This window comes from Gordonia jacobaea, assembly GCF_965344965.1.
Lineage (GTDB): Bacteria > Actinomycetota > Actinomycetes > Mycobacteriales > Mycobacteriaceae > Gordonia > Gordonia jacobaea.
This window is the reverse complement of sequence record NZ_CBDRLS010000001.1, coordinates 1166046-1183020: the sequence shown is the minus strand read 5'-3', so window position 1 is coordinate 1183020 and position 16975 is coordinate 1166046. Positions and strand designations below refer to the sequence as shown.

The following is a 16975-nucleotide window of genomic DNA, read 5'->3' as shown; positions in this document are numbered from 1 at the left end:
AGTCGGGGTCGCCAGGTGGACCCCGCAGGTGGACGCCGTCGCCACTCGCCGGCGCTCACCGCCGATGACTGTGCATGCCGAATCGACAAAAGGGACGAATCGTCGCAACGCCGTGGACAAATGACTCAGCTTGCGAGGTGGGTCATATCCCGCAGCAGGTGTGTGATAGATCGCAGCACGCTCAGGGCTCCCGCCTTGTCAAGCGGTTCATTACCGTTGCCGCATTTCGGCGACTGCACGCACGACGGACATCCAAGCTCGCAGCCGCATTCGGAGATGGCGTCCGCGGTCGCCGCGATCCAGGTCGCGAACTGCGCGTACCCACGCTCGGCGAAACCCGCGCCGCCGAGATAGCCGTCGTAGACGAAGACGGTCGGAAGTCCGGTGTCGGGGTGCAGGTTGGTCGAGAGCCCTCCGATGTCCCATCGGTCGCACGTCGCGACGAGGGGCAGCATGCCGATCGCCGCATGCTCCGCGGCATGCAGGGCACCCGGCAGGCGCGTGGCGTCGATACCCGCGTCGGACAGCGACTCCGGCGTCAGCGTGTACATGACCGCGCGCGTGTGCAGGGTCTGACGCGGCATGTCGAGTTCGACGGCGTCGAGCACCTCGCCAGACGGAAGCGACCGCAGATATCCGACGACCTGATGGCTGACGTCGACATCGACGAACGCCACCGACAGCGGTCCGTAGGTGTTCGACGAGACGACGGACGTCACCGATACGTCCGTGGTCTCACGCGCCGACGTCGTCCAGTCCGGCTCCTCGGGATGAGCCAGCGCGAGGCCCTCGTCGAGATCGAGTTCGTCGAGGACGTAGCTCTCGCCCTGGTGGATGTGTAGCGCTCCGGGATGCACCGTCGCGGGTGCGCGACCGGCGTCGACGGTCCCGAGCAGCTCCGACGTCGTCGCATCGACGATGAGGACCTGCCCGCCGATTCCACCGCGAATGTCTATGTCGCCGTGGGGTTCTACGCCCGCGGCCGGATACCAACCCGCCTTACGCTTGCGGAGTAGACCGTCGGCGGCGAGTTGCTGCACGGCGTCGCGCGCGCCCCAGCGCTCGATCTCGTTGTCCCCCAACGGGTACTCGGTGGCTGCGCACAGCAGGTGCGGCGCGAGGATGTACGGGTTGGTCGGATCGATCACGGGCGCCTCGACCGGCGTGGCGAGTAGCGCGTCGGGATGGTGGACCAGATAGGTGTCGAGCGGGTCGTCGCGCGCGATCAGGACGACGAGTGCATCGCCGGATTCACGTTGGCGCCCAGCACGTCCCGCCTGCTGCCAGAACGAGGCGATGGTTCCCGGGTAGCCCGCAATGATCACTGCGTCGAGTCCGGTGATGTCGACGCCGAGCTCGAGTGCGTTGGTCGTCGTCACCCCGACGAGCCTGCCGTCGGAGATCGCGGCTTCGAGTCGACGACGATCATCGGCGAGATACCCCGCGCGATACGCGGCCACCTTGTCGACGAGGTCGGGAGCGCTGTGCGACAACAGATCACGAGCCCGCAGTGCCGCGATCTCGACGCCCCGTCTGCTGCGTCCGAAACACAGTGTGCGAGCGCCCTCCACGACGAAGTCGGCCAGCAGGCGGGATGCCTCTGCATCCGCTGATCGTCGTACCGGAGCATTGTTCTCGCCGGTCACGCCCGGCACGAAATCGGGTTCCCACAATGCGACTGTCCGCTCACCTCGCGGCGATCCGTCATGTGTGACCCCGACCGCGGGTTCGCCGATGAGTCGTTCGAGTGCGGCGGCGGGATCGGCGACGGTCGCACTGGCCGCGATCACCGTCGGCTCCGAACCGCACGCACGTGCCAGACGCAACAGTCGACGCAGCACCATCGCGGTGTTGGACCCGAACACCCCACGGTAGTGGTGACATTCGTCGACGACGATGTATCGCAGGTGCGCGAAGAACTGTCGCCATTGGCCGCGCGACGGGCCGCCGGTGTGTGTGCCAGGCGTGGCGACGCCGGTGAGTATCCCCAGGTGCAGCATGTCGGGATTGGTGAAGATCCACCGTGAATGTGCGCGAGCCCACTGTCGGATCTCGGAATCGGTGTCGCCGTCGTACGCGCACGGTTGGAGGTGAGAAAAGTCGCGGCGTCCGGAGATGATCGACGTGAGTGCCTTGAGTTGATCGGCGCCGAGGGCTTTAGTCGGGCTGAGATACAGTGCGGTCGAGTGTGGTTCGGCGAGAAGCGTCGTCAAAATTGGCATTTGGTACGACAACGATTTGCCAGATGCAGTTCCGGTGGCAATCGATACATGTCGGCCTGCGAATGCGTGGTCGGCGGCCTCGGTCTGATGAATCCACGGTCGTTCGATTCCGCTATCGACGAGAGCGGAGCGGACCTCACTCGAAATCCATTCCGGCCAGGGCGCGAAAGTTGCTGAGCGGGAATCGATTACCGAGAGATGAGTTACCGGACTGGAGTCCGGATCTGTTCCGGCCAGTGAGCGACGAAGAAGTTCGGTGCCGAACGTGGAGTGGTGCATAGACGAAATGTCGTGGTGATCGGGCGATCTCGGTTCGCGAGGCCCCAATCGGTGCGAGTGCGTGATTATGTCCTAGAGCCAGCCGGTTTTCATTGCATACGATGTTACCTTTCGGTCTCGAACGTCGAAAAATCGGGTGCTTTTGGCTCAGAGTGATTGCGACGACTATCCAAGTCGCCCCGAACATGATTGACTGAGTTCGGCCGCAGCTCCCGGGCGGCCATCGCTGATTGCGGTGATCGCGCGGGATCGGGTTGCAGCCGTGGTACTGAAGTTGTCAGGCCGAATGGTGTTCGTCCACGAACTCTTCCATCGGCGTTCTCCGAGGTATGGCGGTACGACCGGCCGCGACACGTGACCAGCGTGTCGGGACAGTTTGAATGTATGTAAAGGATTGCAGGAATGGCACAGGGGACTGTGAAGTGGTTCAACGCGGAGAAGGGCTTCGGCTTTATTGCTCCCGATGAGGGCAATGACGACGTGTTCGTCCACTACTCGGAGATCCAGGGCAACGGCTTCCGTACCCTCGAGGAGAACCAGCGCGTGGAGTTCGAGGTCGGACAGGGCACCAAGGGTCCGCAGGCGACGGGCGTCCGCGCCGTCTGAGACTTCGGCTCAACAGACGAGCTTGATCGATGCAACGCTCCCGTCCTCTTTCGAGGGCGGGAGCGTTCGTCTGTCAGCGTTCCTTTGTCTCCGACGACGATCGGTGACGCGGCGTTCGACGTCCCCGCGTTCGACGTCCCGGTGTTCGACGCCCCAGTAGGCAAGGCACCAGTATTGTCTGGTGCGTGGGCCAATTGGCGTTCTTCTCCGCCGAACTCGACGAGCCGTCGCTCGACGACCTCGGTGGTCTTCTCGCAGCGCACGGACAGTCGTCGCGCGTCGCAGGTAGCGGGTCGGGCGCGGGTGGTACGCGCGTATCGATCGTGCTCTCGGCGCCATGGCGCGCGTCGGCCGTGGTGGAGGAGATGAAGGCCTGCGGTGTCGACACCGAGCTCGCCGAGTCCGACGAGGGCAATCCGCTCGCACGCACCGCGCTCACTCCGCTCCTCGACACTCTGCATGCAGCCTGGTCGCGCGGCGCGGTCAAGGCAGTTCCCGCAGGCTGGGTACCCGGCCCGCGTGCGCTGCGACTCTGGACGATCGCCGCGGGCTCGACCGATGCCGGGCACTACCAGCTCGGACTCGATCCACATGCGCCGGATACGCATGCGCAACTCGCGACTGCGCTGATGCGGACCGGGATTGCACCTACCCTTGTTGGCACGCGAATCCATTCGCCCGCTCTACGGATCTCGGGTCGTCGTCGACTCGCTCGTCTCTGCGAGTACGTCGGCGAGGCACCTCTTATCGCGGGGGCGCAGGCGGACTGGCCGGACGTCGGGGACTGACGAACGACACACATCGTTTCGCGCTCGGCATATTCAGCGTTGACCTGGCGTTATGGTCGGCAGCGTCGTCGAATCGCGTGGTGGATACCCGCCCATCGTGAATTCCGATGTGCAAATGGCGCTATACATAAGGTACAAACCTCAAACGAGACGAGACCCCACCCGCCGGCCAACCGGCACGCGGCGGGCGGGTCCAAACCGAAGGACACCCGTTGGCCGAGACCAGCACCACCGCACCCGCAAAAGGAGAAGCGATCCGACGACTGGTGATCGTCGAGTCGCCGACCAAGGCGCGCAAGATCGCGGGGTATCTGGGGGGCAACTACGTCGTGGAGTCCTCGCGCGGTCATATTCGTGACCTGCCACGCGGTGCCGCCGACGTTCCGGCGAAGTACAAGGGTCAGCCCTGGGCGCGGCTCGGTGTCAACGTCGACGACAACTTTGAGCCGCTGTACGTGGTCTCGGCAGACAAGAAGTCGACGGTCTCCGAACTGAAGTCGTTGATGAAGGATGTCGACGAGCTCTATCTCGCGACGGACGGCGACCGCGAGGGAGAGGCGATCGCCTGGCACCTGCTGGAGACGCTCAAGCCGAAGATCCCGGTCAAGCGCATGGTGTTCCACGAGATCACCGAGCCTGCGATCCGCGCCGCGGCCGAGAACCCGCGCGACCTCGACATCGACCTCGTCGATGCGCAGGAGACCCGACGCATCCTCGACCGCCTCTACGGCTACGAGGTCTCACCCGTGCTGTGGAAGAAGGTCATGCCGAAGTTGTCGGCGGGCCGTGTGCAGTCGGTGGCAACGCGCATCATCGTCGAACGTGAACGCGAGCGCATGGCGTTCGTGTCGGCCGAGTACTGGGACGTCGACGCCACGCTCGACGCCGGTGAGTCGACGACCCCACGCACCTTCTCGTCGCGGCTCGTGTCGGTCGACGACGCGCGGGTCGCCGCCGGTCGCGATTTCGACTCACGCGGCAACCTGAAGCGCGCCGACGGCGTCGTCGTACTCGATCGGGAGCGGGCGACGGCCCTGGCCACAGCCCTCGACGGTGCCGACATGACGGTCACCTCGGTCGAGGAAAAGCCCTACACGCGCAAGCCGTATGCGCCGTTTATGACCTCGACGCTGCAGCAGGAGGCGGGCCGCAAGCTGCGCTTCACCTCCGATCGCACGATGCGCATCGCGCAGCGCCTGTACGAAAACGGCTACATCACCTACATGCGTACCGACTCGACGACGCTGAGCGAGTCGGCGATCAACGCCGCACGAGCCCAGGCTCGCGACCTGTACGGCGCCGACTTCGTGCACGCCACGCCGCGGCAGTACACCCGCAAGGTCAAGAACGCTCAGGAGGCGCACGAGGCGATCCGACCGTCGGGCGAGACGTTCCGGACTCCCGGCCAGGTTGCCGGTCAGCTCGAAGCAGACGAGTTCCGGCTGTACGAGCTGATCTGGCAGCGGACCGTCGCGTCGCAGATGGCCGACGCGCGCGGCACCACGCTGAGCCTGCGCATCGCCGGAACCGCGAGCGGGCAGGGCGGCAACGGCGAGCGTTGCACGTTTGCGGCGTCGGGTCGGACCATCACGTTCCCGGGCTTCCTGTCGGCGTACGTCGAGACCGTCGACGAGCAGGCAGGCGGCCAGGCCGACAACGCCGAGACACGGTTGCCGCAGCTCACCGAGGGGCAGCACCTCACCGCCACCGACCTCGAGGCCGACGGTCACTCGACCAACCCGCCCGCGCGCTACACCGAGGCGTCGCTGGTCAAGGTGCTCGAAGAGTTGGGCATCGGCAGGCCGTCGACCTATGCGTCGATCATCGGGACCATCCAGGACCGCGGCTACGTGGTGAAGAAGGGCAGCGCGCTCGTCCCGTCGTGGATCGCATTCGCTGTCGTCGGGTTGATGGAGGCGTACTTCGAGAACCTCGTCGACTACGACTTCACGGCGTCACTCGAGGACGATCTCGACCAGATCGCCAACGGCAACGAGAACCGCACCCGCTGGCTGACCGAGTTCTACTTCGGCGACAAGGCGGCCGACGAGTCGTCGAGCGGTGATCAGGGCGAAGTGCCCGAGATCGCAGGCTCCGACATCGCCAAGCACGGTGGATTGAAGAAGCTCGTCGGGGTGAATCTCGAGGAGATCGACGCCCGCGAGGTCAACTCGATCAAGCTGTTCGACGACGAGCAGGGCCGCCCGGTGTACGTCCGAGTCGGCAGGTTCGGGCCGTACCTCGAACGCAACGTGGCGACGTCGCCGGACGCGGAACCGGATCTCCAGCGCGCCAACCTGCCCGCGGATATGACCCCTGACGAGCTGACGCTCGAGGTTGCGGAGAAGCTGTTCTCGACGCCGCAGGAGGGTCGCTCGCTCGGCGTCGACCCGGTCAGCGGGCACGAGATCGTCGCGAAGGAGGGGCGGTTCGGGCCGTACGTCACCGAGATCCTGCCGTCCGACGACGACGAGGACGGTTCGGGTGGCGGCGCCGCCCCGTCCACAATTCCTGCAGGTCCTACTCCTCGTGATGGTGGCGAAGGCGGTGTGGTGCCGCTCGACGACGCGCCCGCGGGCGGTGGCACGGCCACCAAGACGGTCGCGAAGAAGACTGCCAAGAAGGCCGCGAAGAAGGCGGGACCCAAGCCGCGGACGGGTTCGCTGTTCAAGTCGATGGACATCTCGACGGTCACGCTCGACGACGCGCTCAAACTGCTCTCGCTGCCGCGGGTCGTCGGCGCCGACCCGGAATCCGGCGACGAGATCACCGCGCAGAACGGCCGCTACGGACCGTATCTGAAGAAGGGCACCGACTCGCGGTCGCTGGCCAACGAAGACCAGATCTTCGGGATCACGCTCGACGAGGCGCTCAAGATCTACTCCGAGCCCAAGCGTCGGGGACGGCAGGCCGCAGCACCCCCGCTGCGCGATCTCGAGAAGAACGACGAGGTCAGCGACAAGCCGATGGTGATCAAGGACGGCCGATTCGGCCCGTACGTCACCGACGGCGAGACCAACGCCAGCCTGCGCAAGGGCGACGACGTCGCGACCATCACCCCCGAGCGGGCGATGGAACTCCTCGCCGACCGCCGCGCCCGCGGCCCGGCGAAGAAGGCCACGAAGAAGAAGGCCACCGCGAAGAAGACGCCCGCGAAGAAGACCGCAACCAAGACGGCCGCGAAGAAGACCGCGGCCAAGAAGACCACGGCTGCGAAGAAGACGACCGCGAAGAAGACTGCCGCGAAGAAGAGCACCCCGCCGGCCGAGGAATGATCTCGACAGGCTCGATCAGCGGTGCACCCCGCTGGTTGAGCAGGCCGCGAGCGTAGCGAGCTGCCGTGTCGAAACCACGTTGATCTCGACAAGCTCGATCAGCGGGTTGGCGCTCGATCAGCGGGTGGGGAGCTCGATCAGCGGTGGGGCCCGATCAGCGGGATGCTACCTAGCGCCGATACGGCGACAGGTGCGGGCGGGCGAGCAGCGTCTCGATGCCGCGGCCACGCAGCTCGACGCCTTCGCCGATGTCCCAGTTCTTCGCCTCCTCGCTGGAGGCGAGGAACACCGCGCGGGCCGAGCCGAGCACGCGGGTCGGTTCGTCCTTCGCCAGTTCGGTGAGGCGGGCGGCCTCGTTGACCGGGTCGCCGATCACCGTGTACTCCAGCCGCTGCTCCGAGCCGATGTGGCCGGCGATGGCCTTGCCTGCGGAGACGCCGATACCGATGTCGGTGTCGCCGAGTGTCTCGTACAACTCCTGGCGCATCTCCCGCGCCGCGGCGAGTGCCTGACCGGCGAAGTCGTCGAGGTTCAGCGGTGCGCCGAAGATCGCGAGCGCGGCGTCGCCCTGGAATTTGTTCACGAATCCGCCGTGACGTCCGACGACGGCCACCACGACTCGGAAGAACTCGTTCAGCAGGTCGACGACCTCTCGCGGTGGCCGATTCACGGCCAGCCGCGTCGAGCCGACGATGTCGACGAACAACACCCCGACGTAGCGTTCCTCGCCGCCGAGTTCTGTCCCGGTCTCGATGGCCTTGCGCGCGACATCCTCGCCGACGTACCGGCCGAACAGGTTGCGTAGCTGCTGCCGCTCGCGCAGGTCGGCGACCATGTCGTTGAAGCCTGCCTGCAGAAGCCCGAGGTCGGAGCCGTCGTAGATCTTGACGGCGGTGGTCAGGTCGCCTTCGCTCACTCGTGTCTGGGCAGCGCGGAGTTGCTTGATGGGGTCGTTGATGGCGCGTACGACGCGCACGATGGCCAGCAGACTGAACGCCAGCGATGCCAGGCACATCCACAGAATGGGGCGCAGCAGCCCGGTGGCGTCGGTCGCGATGAAGTGAATGCGCTGTAGCAAGATGAGGCCGACGATCACGACCATCGGCGCGACAACGCTGATCACCCAGAAGACGGCGATGCGTGTGGTCACGCCCGGCGCGATCGCGTCGTCGGGGTTGTTGGCCATCGCTGCGACGGTGATGGGGCGCAGCACCTTTTCGGACTGGAGGAAGCTGAGCACGCAGGTCACGAGTGCGCCGATCGCGCTGGCGACGGCAACGATGAACGCATCCTTGTGTGAGACGGTCAGGTTGACTGCGGTGAACAGCACACCGCCGATGACCCACAGACCCAGGTTGACCAGCGACAACGTCACCGGCAGACGCAGCGCCCGCTTGCGGGCCATGTCGTTGTCGAGTCGCGTTCGACGTCGGTGCCACACGAGTACCGGCAACGACAGTTTGATACTCAGCGCGCCGCCCACGATCATCGCCAGGAGAAGATAGGCGAGGAAGATGCCCTGATTGAGTGCGGTGATGTCGTTGAACTGGAACGAATCCTGCGACGGCATACCGAAGCGAAGAAACGCGAAGGTGAACAGCGCGCCAACGAGATTTGCGCGCAACAGGTCGAGAGCGAGGATCGGCCACGGCGTGCGCGCAAGCCATTTGGCCAGGTGCAAGCCGTAAGACAGCCTGGATCGACGTTCAACCACGACCTTTACGGTATCTGGCTGCTTGCAATTGTTAAACGTTCATCCACAAGCCGGGGTGTCCGAACTGCGGATTACGCTGGTGATGTGACAAATGTCTTCGACCGGCTCACCGGGCAGCGGGCTGTGGCGCAGGAGCTGACCGACGCCGCAACGGCGGCCAGGGTCCTCGCCACGCGCCTCGACGCAGGCCCGTCCACCCCCGCTGACTTCGACGCCGTAGAGCTCGACGCATCGGTCCTCGACGCTGCCGACTTCGACGACCCAGACATCGACGAGCCAGACTTCGACGACCCGACCTTCGACGGCCCCACTCCGGCGTCCCTCGTCGTGCCGCGTGCGTCGATGACGCATGCCTGGCTGTTCACCGGTCCGCCCGGGAGTGGTCGATCGGTCGCAGCGACGTGCTTTGCGGCCGCTCTGCAGTGCCAACATCCCGATGTCGTCGGATGTGGTGAGTGTCGCGCATGCGTGACGGTCATGGCCCAGACGCATGCCGACGTCCGGCACATCGTGCCGCAGGGACTGAGCCTGTCCGTCGACTCGATGCGCGAGATCGTGCAAGCCGCCGCGCGTCGGCCTGGTACCGGTCGCTGGCAGATCGTCGTCGTCGAGGACGCCGATCGGCTGACCGAGCAGGCGGCCAACGCACTGCTGAAGGTCGTCGAGGAGCCGCCGTCGCGCACGGTCTTTCTGCTGTGCGCGCCGTCCGTCGACCCGGAGGACATCTCCGTCACACTTCGTTCGCGATGCAGGCATGTCCCGCTGGCAACTCCGACCGTCGCCGACATCGAACGCGTCCTCATCGACCGCGACGGACTCGACGCCGAGGCCGCGCGGTGGGCGGCGTCGGTCTGCGGCGGCCACATCGGACGTGCCCGACGCCTTGCCACCGACCCCGAGGCTCGCGAGCAACGCGACAAAGCATTGGCACTCGCACGCGCGGCCACCCGCGATTCGACGGCCTACGCGGCCGCGGAGGAATTGGTGAAGTCGGCCGACGCTGCCGCGAAGGCGATCAGTGCCGAACGAGACGAAGCCGAGACCGAGGAGATGAAGACCGCGCTTGGCGCCGGCGGCACGGGTAAAGGCACCGCCCGACCGCCCCGCGGAACGGCGGGCGCACTCAAAGAGCTTGAGAAGCGCCAGAAGTCGCGCGCCACCCGCGTCGGACGCGACACCCTCGACCGTGCACTCGTCGACCTCGCGGCTCTCTACCGCGACGCCCTCGTCGTCTCGATGGGTGCACAGGTCACTGCGATGCACCCGGACAAGGCTGCCGACATCGCTGTTCCGATGGCCGCGTATGCCTCTCCGGAGCAATTGCTCCGCTGTGTCGAAGCCGTGCTGGAATGTCGTGAAGTCCTTGACCAGAACGTGAAGCCGAAATTCGCTGTCGACGCGATGGTTGCCACCATCGGACAGGTCATGCGCCCGAGCTGACCTCCGGGGTGGCCACTTGTCGCGCTCGGCGCCCGGAGTAACCGCCGGGTAATCACGGTGAAACACAACGCTTCTAGCGTGGCAACTCATGACATCTGCACAGGGGGCGACGTCACGCGCGTCAGAGCGGCCGCCGGGGACCGGCATCGACATCTCCGGATTGACCAAGACCTTCACCAGCCGATCGGTGCGTGGGACCAACACGGTCACCGCGCTCTCCGACGTGTCGTTGAAGACCTCGGAGGGTTCGTTCCTGTCGTTGCTCGGTCCGTCCGGATGCGGCAAGTCGACGGTGCTGCGCATCCTCGCGGGACTCGAGGAACCGACGTCGGGTACCGCGTTGATGAACGGCCAGTCGCCGACCGAACTGCAACGAGATCACTCGCTGGGCATCGCCTTTCAGGATTCTGCCCTGTTGCCGTGGCGGACCGTCGAATCCAACATCAGGTTGCCGCTCCAGGTCGGACACATGCCCTCCGACGACGCGTTGGTGTCGGATCTGATCGAACTCGTCGGCCTCACCGGATTCGAGAAAGCCAAGCCGGCAATGCTGTCCGGCGGTATGCGACAACGTGTTTCCATCGCGCGGGCGCTCGTCGTGCGCCCTACCGCGCTGCTGCTCGACGAGCCGTTCGGCGCCCTCGACGACATGACCCGTCAGCGTCTCAACATCGAATTGCTCCGTATCTGGACCGAGAAGCCCGCCACCACACTCATGGTGACCCATGGGATCGCCGAGGCGGTCTTTCTCTCCGACGTCGTCGCTGTGATGAGTCCGCGCCCCGGTCGCGTCGTGGAAGTGGTGCCCATCGACCTTCCCCGGCCGCGCGTTCCCGAGATGATGCGCACGCCGGAATTCCATGCGCTGCATGACCATTTGTCCGGCTTGCTGTTCGGCGGTACGACATCGGGCGGTCCTGTGAAGTCCCAACCCGCCGCGTCCGAGCCCGACAGGGATGTCCCCGACACCGCGGACGCCGACGCGATCTCCGAGGCCACGAGTGGCTAGCGCCGTGGTGGAACGGACGTCGTCGGCGCGCACGGTTGCAGGCGCCGACCGGTGGGCCGCGGGACTCATCGGCATCGTCGCCGTGCTGGTGCTCTGGTCGATGGCCGGAGCGTTGGAGTGGTTTCACGGGACGATTCCCACTCCCTGGGCCGTCGTGCAGACCATCGCCGACACCGGGTGGAGCTATTACGCCGAAAACTTCTCGTCCACAATCGGATTGGCGCTCCGCGGCTTCTTTTGGGGCAATCTGCTCGCGATCCTGCTTGCCTTGCTGGTGATCGTGATCCCCCCGATCGAGGGCTTGGCGACTCAACTCGCGATCATCTCCTACTGCACACCCATCATCGCCGTCGCGCCGATCATCCAGGTGGCCTTCGCGCAGGTGCAGACGATGATCATCTTCCTCGCGGCCATCTCGGTGTTCTTCACGACCATGATCGGAACGCTCAGTGGTTTGCGGTCTCCGAACAAAGCAAGCCTCGACCTGATCCGCGTGTACGGCGGTGGCCGTTGGTCGCAGTTGCGGCGCGTGCGGATCGAGGCTGCACTTCCGAACACGTTGGCCGCGATCAAGATAGCTGCACCGGCCGCGGTTCTCGGGGCCGTCCTCGGAGAGTTCCTCGCGATGCCGGACAAAGGCGCAGGCCCGGCGATGATCGTCGCGCAGCAGCGCGGCGACATCCCGCAGGTGTGGGCGATCGCGCTGATCTGTGGTGCCGTCGCGGGCGTCGGCTACGCGATCGTCGCCGTCGTCGCCCGGTTCGCAACGCGATGGGCCGCGGGCAAGGAGGTGTTCGGATGAGCGCTCCCACAACCGATTCGACGACCGACGTGGTGGTCGCCGGTACACCGACACCATCGAACGGACAGCCAGAAAGCGTTGCTACAGGTCCGAACATCGGAGCGCTGCTCTGGCAGATCACCAAGTTCCTCGGATCACTCGTCACCTCCTTTGTGTTGATCCTGGTGATCTGGTGGCTGTTCCTGCTCGCCTTCCCCGACATCGGACCCATCATCGGACGCACCCCTGTGCAGGTGTTCCAATACCTGTTCACCGAGCCCGGCGCTGCGGACGCGAGGTCGGAGATCTTCGACAATCTCGCCATCACCCTGACCGACGCCGCGATCGGCTTCGTCGTGGGAATGACCGCGGCGCTGCTCGTGGCGGCACTGTTCGTCGTATCACGCCCTGCCGCACAGACATTCATGCCGATAGCGATGCTGCTGCGCTCGGTGCCGTTGGTCGCGATGACACCGCTGATCACCCTCGTCGTCGGGCGCGGAATCGGGGTGGTCGCCGTGATGGGTGGCATCGTGGTGTTCTTTCCCGCGCTCGTCATGATCATGACCGGCCTGGCGAACGCGCCCACACAGATCAACGACGTGATCGCCGTGTACGGCGGCAATCGATGGACTGCGTTGCGACGCTCCGCGATTCCCTCGGCGGTGCCCTCGTTGTTCAGTGCCGCCAAGATCTCGGTTCCCGGTGCGCTCGTCGGCGCGACCGTCGCCGAATGGCTCGGCACCAACAAGGGACTCGGTGCAACGTTGCAGCAGGCGCTGCCCGCGGCGGCATACAACGAGCTGTGGGCGTCGGTACTCGTCATCACCGTTGCGTCGATCATCCTCTACGCGATCGTCGGCGTCGTCGAATCAATTGTCCTGGCCCAGATGGGTATGCAGCAGAACTGAGGCTGCTGATCGTGGCCAGCCCGGTCGGGTGATCCTCGCCCGATCCACCTGAAAGGAAGAACACCCAATGAGTAATTCCGTGCGTAACGGCGGCGGACTCGATCGTCGCGCATTTCTTCGGTACTCGCTCCTTGCGGGCGGTGCCGCGGGTGCACTGGGCGTGTCCGGGGCGCTCGCGGCCTGTAGCAGTGGCAGCAGTTCGTCCGGCGGGGCGTCGTCGGACAATCCCAAGGTGCAGCTCTCGTGGCAGAAGAACATCGAGTTCGCCGGGGAGTACTGGGCTTTGGAGAAGGGCTACTACAAGGCGGGCGGTCTCGGAACGCCCGAGCTGATCACCGGTGGCGGCGCCGGTACCGGTGTCGAGACCGGACTGACGTCGAACAAGGTGTGGATCGGTACCACCGCACCGCAGCTCACCGCGCCGGTGATCCTGCAGGGCGCCAAACTGATGACCGTCGCGGCCACCTACCAGAAGAATCCGTTCTGCATCGTGTCGTCGGCCGAGAAGCCGATCAAGACACCACAGGACATGGCGGGCAAGAAGATCGGCGTGCAGGCATCCAACGAGAATGTGTTCAAGGCACTGCTCACCGCCAACGGGATGAAAGAGTCCGACGTCCAGAAGATCTCGGTGCAATACGACCCGACGCCACTCACCAAGGGCGAGGTCGACGGCTGGGTCGCCTACGTGACCAACGAGCCGATCACGTTGGCCGAGAGCGGTTTTGCCAACACCAACTTCCTCTTCGCCGACTTCGGACTCCCGCTGGTCGCCGAGACACTCGTGGTGAAGCAGGAGACCATCGACAACGAGCGCGACAAACTCAAGGCGTTCCTCAAGGCCGAGGTGCAGGGCTGGAACGACGCCGTCGCCGATCCCGCGGGTTCGGCGAAGCTCGCCGTCGAGAAGTACGGCAAGGATCTCAAGCTCAACCTCGATGAGCAGACCAAGGAAGCGACGGCCCAGAACACGCTCGTCGTGTCGGAGGACACGAAGAAGAACGGTCTGCTGACCATGACCGACGCCCTGATCGCACAGAACATCGAGGCACTCGGCAAGGCGGGCTACACCCTCAAGCCCGAGCAAATCTTCGACATGTCGCTGATCAACGAGGTTTTCAAGGAGAACCCGGATCTGATCAAGGCCTGATCTCCTTCACGACACACCTGCGGGGCGGCGAGCGCGTGACGCGTTCGCCGCCCCTGTGGGTACGAGGACTGTCAGGATCGCGCAGCGGTGACCTCCGCGGACAGTGCTCGACGCAGCTTGGCGATCCGCCCGGGGGCATCGACGGCCACTGCTCCGACCACGCGGTCGCCGTCGGAGTAGAGCACGACGCCGTCGTCCAGGCTCTCGGTGACCGTGCCCGACGGGTCGACCTCGGTGGCGCCGACGATCTGGATGCGGTGACCGTGCCACGACGACCAGGCGAACGGTACCCCTGCATATGTCTGTTGCGCGCCAACCGCATTCGCGCCCGCGACGAATCCCTGCGCGGTGGCAGAGGTCCAGTGCCCGCCGGGGGCGCCGTCGACCGAAGCGACATCGCCCGCTGCCCACACCGCCGGCGCGCTGGTCGCCATCGTCGAATCGCAGATCACCGCACCCGACGTGGGATCGAGTTCGACGCTGCTCGCCGCGAGCCAGTCGGTGGCGGGCGTCGAGCCTATGCCGACGACGACGGCGTCGACCGGGACGTCGCGTCCGCACGATGTGCGGATCGAGTCGATCCTGTTGTCGTGCGACGAGATACCTGCCAGGCCGGAGTCGGACACGAGTGTCACGCCGGCGTCCTCGTGCAGTGTTGCGAGCATGCGTCCGGCGAGCGGGCCGACGCTGCGGGCGAGCGGGAAAAGCGACGTGCCGATCAGGGTGACGTCGATACCTCGCGCGGCAGCGGCCGACGCGATCTCCGAGCCGATGAAGCCGGTACCGAACACAGCCAGACGTGTTGCGTCGCGGAATGTTTCGCGGATTGTGACCGCGTCGTCGAAGTGACGGAGCGTGTGGACGTTGTCGAATCCGTCGAGCGCGCCGATCGTGCGGGCGCGATGCCCGGTAGCGAGTACGAGCGCGTGGTAGTCGATCGGGCCCGCGTCGGTGAGCAGTCTCCGGCGCGTGACGTCGATTCCCGTTGCCGTGGTGGACATTCGCAGGTCGATGTCGAGTGCTTCCCAACTCTCTGCCCGTCGCAGGGTGGGCAGTTCGGGTTGCTTGTCGGCGTCGAGCAATGCTTTGGACAGCGGCGGGCGGTCGTAGGGGAGATGCGGCTCGTCGCCGATCATGACGATGGCGCCGGTCCACCCTTCGGCGCGGGCGCCCTCGGCGGCGCGTACCCCCGACAAGGACGCGCCGACGATGACGAGCGGAAGAGTGTCAGATGACATGAGTGGTGCGGACACGGCGGACCTCAGTCGAGCATGCGTAGGGCGGATACCGGGCAGGAGTCGACGGCTGCGCGCACGTAGGTCTTGTCGCTGTCGGGGACGTCGGAGGTTGCTACCTCGACGATGCCGTCGTCGCCGATCTGGAAGTACTCGTTGGCCTGTGTTTCGCACATGCCGATGCCCTCGCAGGTGGGGCGGTCGACCTGGATGTGACTCATGATTCTCTCCTTCGATAGCGGGCTGATGAACGACTATCTGTTGTCATCTTGACCGGGAGATGCGTCACAAACATTGGTCCTCGCACCCAATCTGACGCTATCGACTGTGCAATCACACAGTCTCTGGCAGTTTGGGGTGATGACCGAGATCGCCGACTGGCTGGAGATGTTCGTCGCCGACCAGCAGAGCCCGACTGCGCTCGAGGACTGGGTGTCGACCACCGTCGATGCGATCATCGCCGGTGTCGATCTGCCCGCCGACATTCGTCCGGTGCTGGTTGCCGCGGTCGAGGAGCACTGGCTTGCGTTCCTCGGTGGCGTGACCGTCGACGCGGACGGGGCCACCGAACTCGTGCCGGCAGCGGGGGATCTGTCGATACAGATCGCGCGGCACCATCTGGGACTGCCGGTGCTGTTGAAGGTCTACCAGAGCGCGCAGGAGGCGTCGTGGGATTTCGCCGTCGACGTAGTCGGGCATGCGCCACAAGATCTCGATCACGAGTCGCTCCTGGTGTGGTTTTGGACCAAGGCCAACCGCTGGTTCGCCACCTCGGTCGAACTCTCCGTCGCGTTGTATCAGGACGAAGTGGAGCGGATTCGACGACGCGGAGATGCGCGACGCTACGAGTTGGTCGTCGATGTCCTCGATGGGAAAAGCGTTGGCTCGACGGAACTCTCGGCAGAACTGGGCGGCCATCCGATCGCCGGCGTCACACAGGTCGCAGTCATCGCGCACGCGATGGACGCCGACTCCATCGAGCGGCTCGAACCAGCGCTCGTCCGCCTCGCGTCGTCGATTCCCGGGGCACGGCTGGCCGTCGTCCGACCGGGAGGCCGCGAACTGTGGGGATGGCTGGCGCTGAGTACAGCGCCGAGTACTGCGGCACAGTGGGATTCGCGCGGCGTCGATCCCGCGCAGATCCGGTTCGCGATCGGAGAGGCGGCCGAGGGTATCGAGGGATTCGTCCGTTCGCATCGCGATGCTCGTGCGGCGCAACGTGTCGCGCTGTCGCCGCGTCGACATATCGCGCTGACCGTGTATGAGGACGTCGCCGCGCTGACTCTCCTGACCGGAGATCCCGACGCCGCAGGGCGTTTCGCGCGTGCGGTGCTGCGTGGACTCGCCGCACCGGAACTCGACGAACTGCGCGGCACCGTCCGCTACGTGTTGACCACCGCCGACAGTGCAGACCAGGTCGCGACATCGCTTGGTATACACAAGAACACGGTGCGCTACCGGATACAGCAAGCAGAACGCCTGCTCGGACATCCCATTCGGGAGCGAGCAGGCGATCTGGTGTTGGCGCTGGACTACTTCGACGCCTTCCTCGGCTGAGGCGGGTC

The 16975-nt window shown here is 65.4% G+C and carries 13 protein-coding genes; 9 read left to right on the top strand and 4 right to left on the bottom strand.

The window, feature by feature from the left end; translation table 11 throughout:
* Positions 1–125: 125 nt before the first annotated feature.
* Positions 126–2501, bottom strand: a complete 2376-nt coding sequence (locus ACRVY7_RS05480) for a DEAD/DEAH box helicase (RefSeq protein ID WP_431816277.1) — start codon at positions 2499–2501, stop codon at positions 126–128.
* Positions 2502–2903: 402 nt separating this feature from the next.
* On the opposite strand from ACRVY7_RS05480, the gene ACRVY7_RS05475 reads away from it, so the two are divergent.
* The 3 genes from ACRVY7_RS05475 (at position 2904) to topA (ending at position 7170) form a co-directional block, all read left to right on the top strand.
* Positions 2904–3107, top strand: a complete 204-nt coding sequence (locus ACRVY7_RS05475) for a cold-shock protein (protein WP_005171662.1) — start codon at positions 2904–2906, stop codon at positions 3105–3107.
* A 185-nt stretch (positions 3108–3292) separates the two neighbouring features.
* The gene (locus tag ACRVY7_RS05470; protein ID WP_431816276.1) at positions 3293–3895 is read left to right on the top strand and encodes a hypothetical protein; all 603 of its coding nucleotides are present in this window, start codon (positions 3293–3295) and stop codon (positions 3893–3895) included.
* 212 nt (positions 3896–4107) lie between these two features.
* Complete coding sequence (gene topA / locus ACRVY7_RS05465) at positions 4108–7170, top strand: type I DNA topoisomerase (RefSeq protein ID WP_431816275.1); 3063 nt, start codon at positions 4108–4110, stop codon at positions 7168–7170.
* A 169-nt stretch (positions 7171–7339) separates the two neighbouring features.
* Here the strand turns inward: topA and ACRVY7_RS05460 are convergent, their stop codons facing one another.
* Positions 7340–8884, bottom strand: coding sequence for an adenylate/guanylate cyclase domain-containing protein (locus tag ACRVY7_RS05460; RefSeq protein WP_431816274.1), 1545 nt, complete (start codon positions 8882–8884; stop codon positions 7340–7342).
* 84 nt (positions 8885–8968) lie between these two features.
* Between ACRVY7_RS05460 and ACRVY7_RS05455 the strand changes: the two genes are divergently transcribed.
* From ACRVY7_RS05455 to ACRVY7_RS05435, 5 genes are all read left to right on the top strand, one after another.
* A complete protein-coding gene (locus ACRVY7_RS05455) occupies positions 8969–10324 on the top strand; it encodes a DNA polymerase III subunit delta' (RefSeq protein ID WP_431816273.1) in 1356 nt (451 codons plus the stop codon).
* An 88-nt stretch (positions 10325–10412) separates the two neighbouring features.
* On the top strand, positions 10413–11333 hold the full coding sequence (locus ACRVY7_RS05450; protein WP_431816272.1) for an ABC transporter ATP-binding protein: 921 nt from the start codon (positions 10413–10415) through the stop codon (positions 11331–11333).
* Positions 11326–12135, top strand: a complete 810-nt coding sequence (locus ACRVY7_RS05445) for an ABC transporter permease (RefSeq protein ID WP_049700595.1) — start codon at positions 11326–11328, stop codon at positions 12133–12135. Before ACRVY7_RS05450 ends, ACRVY7_RS05445 begins: the two co-directional genes overlap by 8 nt.
* Positions 12132–13025, top strand: coding sequence for an ABC transporter permease (locus ACRVY7_RS05440; RefSeq protein ID WP_197494536.1), 894 nt, complete (start codon positions 12132–12134; stop codon positions 13023–13025). The genes ACRVY7_RS05445 and ACRVY7_RS05440 overlap by 4 nt, the downstream gene beginning before the upstream one ends.
* A gap of 67 nt (positions 13026–13092) precedes the next feature.
* The gene (locus tag ACRVY7_RS05435; RefSeq protein ID WP_431816271.1) at positions 13093–14175 is read left to right on the top strand and encodes an ABC transporter substrate-binding protein; all 1083 of its coding nucleotides are present in this window, start codon (positions 13093–13095) and stop codon (positions 14173–14175) included.
* 71 nt (positions 14176–14246) lie between these two features.
* Here ACRVY7_RS05435 and ACRVY7_RS05430 read toward each other — a convergent pair whose 3' ends face one another.
* Together ACRVY7_RS05430 and ACRVY7_RS05425 are read right to left on the bottom strand one after the other, a co-directional pair.
* Positions 14247–15413 (bottom strand): NAD(P)/FAD-dependent oxidoreductase, encoded by a 1167-nt coding sequence (locus ACRVY7_RS05430; RefSeq protein WP_431816270.1) that lies wholly within the window; start codon positions 15411–15413, stop codon positions 14247–14249.
* Positions 15414–15436: 23 nt separating this feature from the next.
* The gene (locus ACRVY7_RS05425; RefSeq protein ID WP_049700598.1) at positions 15437–15631 is read right to left on the bottom strand and encodes a ferredoxin; all 195 of its coding nucleotides are present in this window, start codon (positions 15629–15631) and stop codon (positions 15437–15439) included.
* 139 nt (positions 15632–15770) lie between these two features.
* Here ACRVY7_RS05425 and ACRVY7_RS05420 point away from each other — a divergent pair, with 139 nt between their 5' ends.
* Positions 15771–16967 carry a PucR family transcriptional regulator gene (locus ACRVY7_RS05420; RefSeq protein ID WP_431816269.1) on the top strand — a complete coding sequence of 399 codons (1197 nt, stop codon included), beginning with the start codon at positions 15771–15773 and terminating at the stop codon, positions 16965–16967.
* Positions 16968–16975: the final 8 nt, after the last annotated feature.

Excerpts from the sequence above, each read along its gene's own strand:
- ACRVY7_RS05430 (WP_431816270.1), bottom strand. The coding sequence starts at position 15,413 with ATGTCATCTGACACTCTTCCGCTCGTCATCGTCGGCGCGTCCTTGTCG.
- ACRVY7_RS05475 (WP_005171662.1), top strand. The coding sequence starts at position 2,904 with ATGGCACAGGGGACTGTGAAGTGGTTCAACGCGGAGAAGGGCTTCGGC.
- ACRVY7_RS05425 (WP_049700598.1), bottom strand. The coding sequence starts at position 15,631 with ATGAGTCACATCCAGGTCGACCGCCCCACCTGCGAGGGCATCGGCATG.
- ACRVY7_RS05420 (WP_431816269.1), top strand. The coding sequence starts at position 15,771 with ATGACCGAGATCGCCGACTGGCTGGAGATGTTCGTCGCCGACCAGCAG.
- ACRVY7_RS05435 (WP_431816271.1), top strand. The coding sequence starts at position 13,093 with ATGAGTAATTCCGTGCGTAACGGCGGCGGACTCGATCGTCGCGCATTT.
- ACRVY7_RS05440 (WP_197494536.1), top strand. The coding sequence starts at position 12,132 with ATGAGCGCTCCCACAACCGATTCGACGACCGACGTGGTGGTCGCCGGT.
- ACRVY7_RS05450 (WP_431816272.1), top strand. The coding sequence starts at position 10,413 with ATGACATCTGCACAGGGGGCGACGTCACGCGCGTCAGAGCGGCCGCCG.
- ACRVY7_RS05480 (WP_431816277.1), bottom strand. The coding sequence starts at position 2,501 with ATGCACCACTCCACGTTCGGCACCGAACTTCTTCGTCGCTCACTGGCC.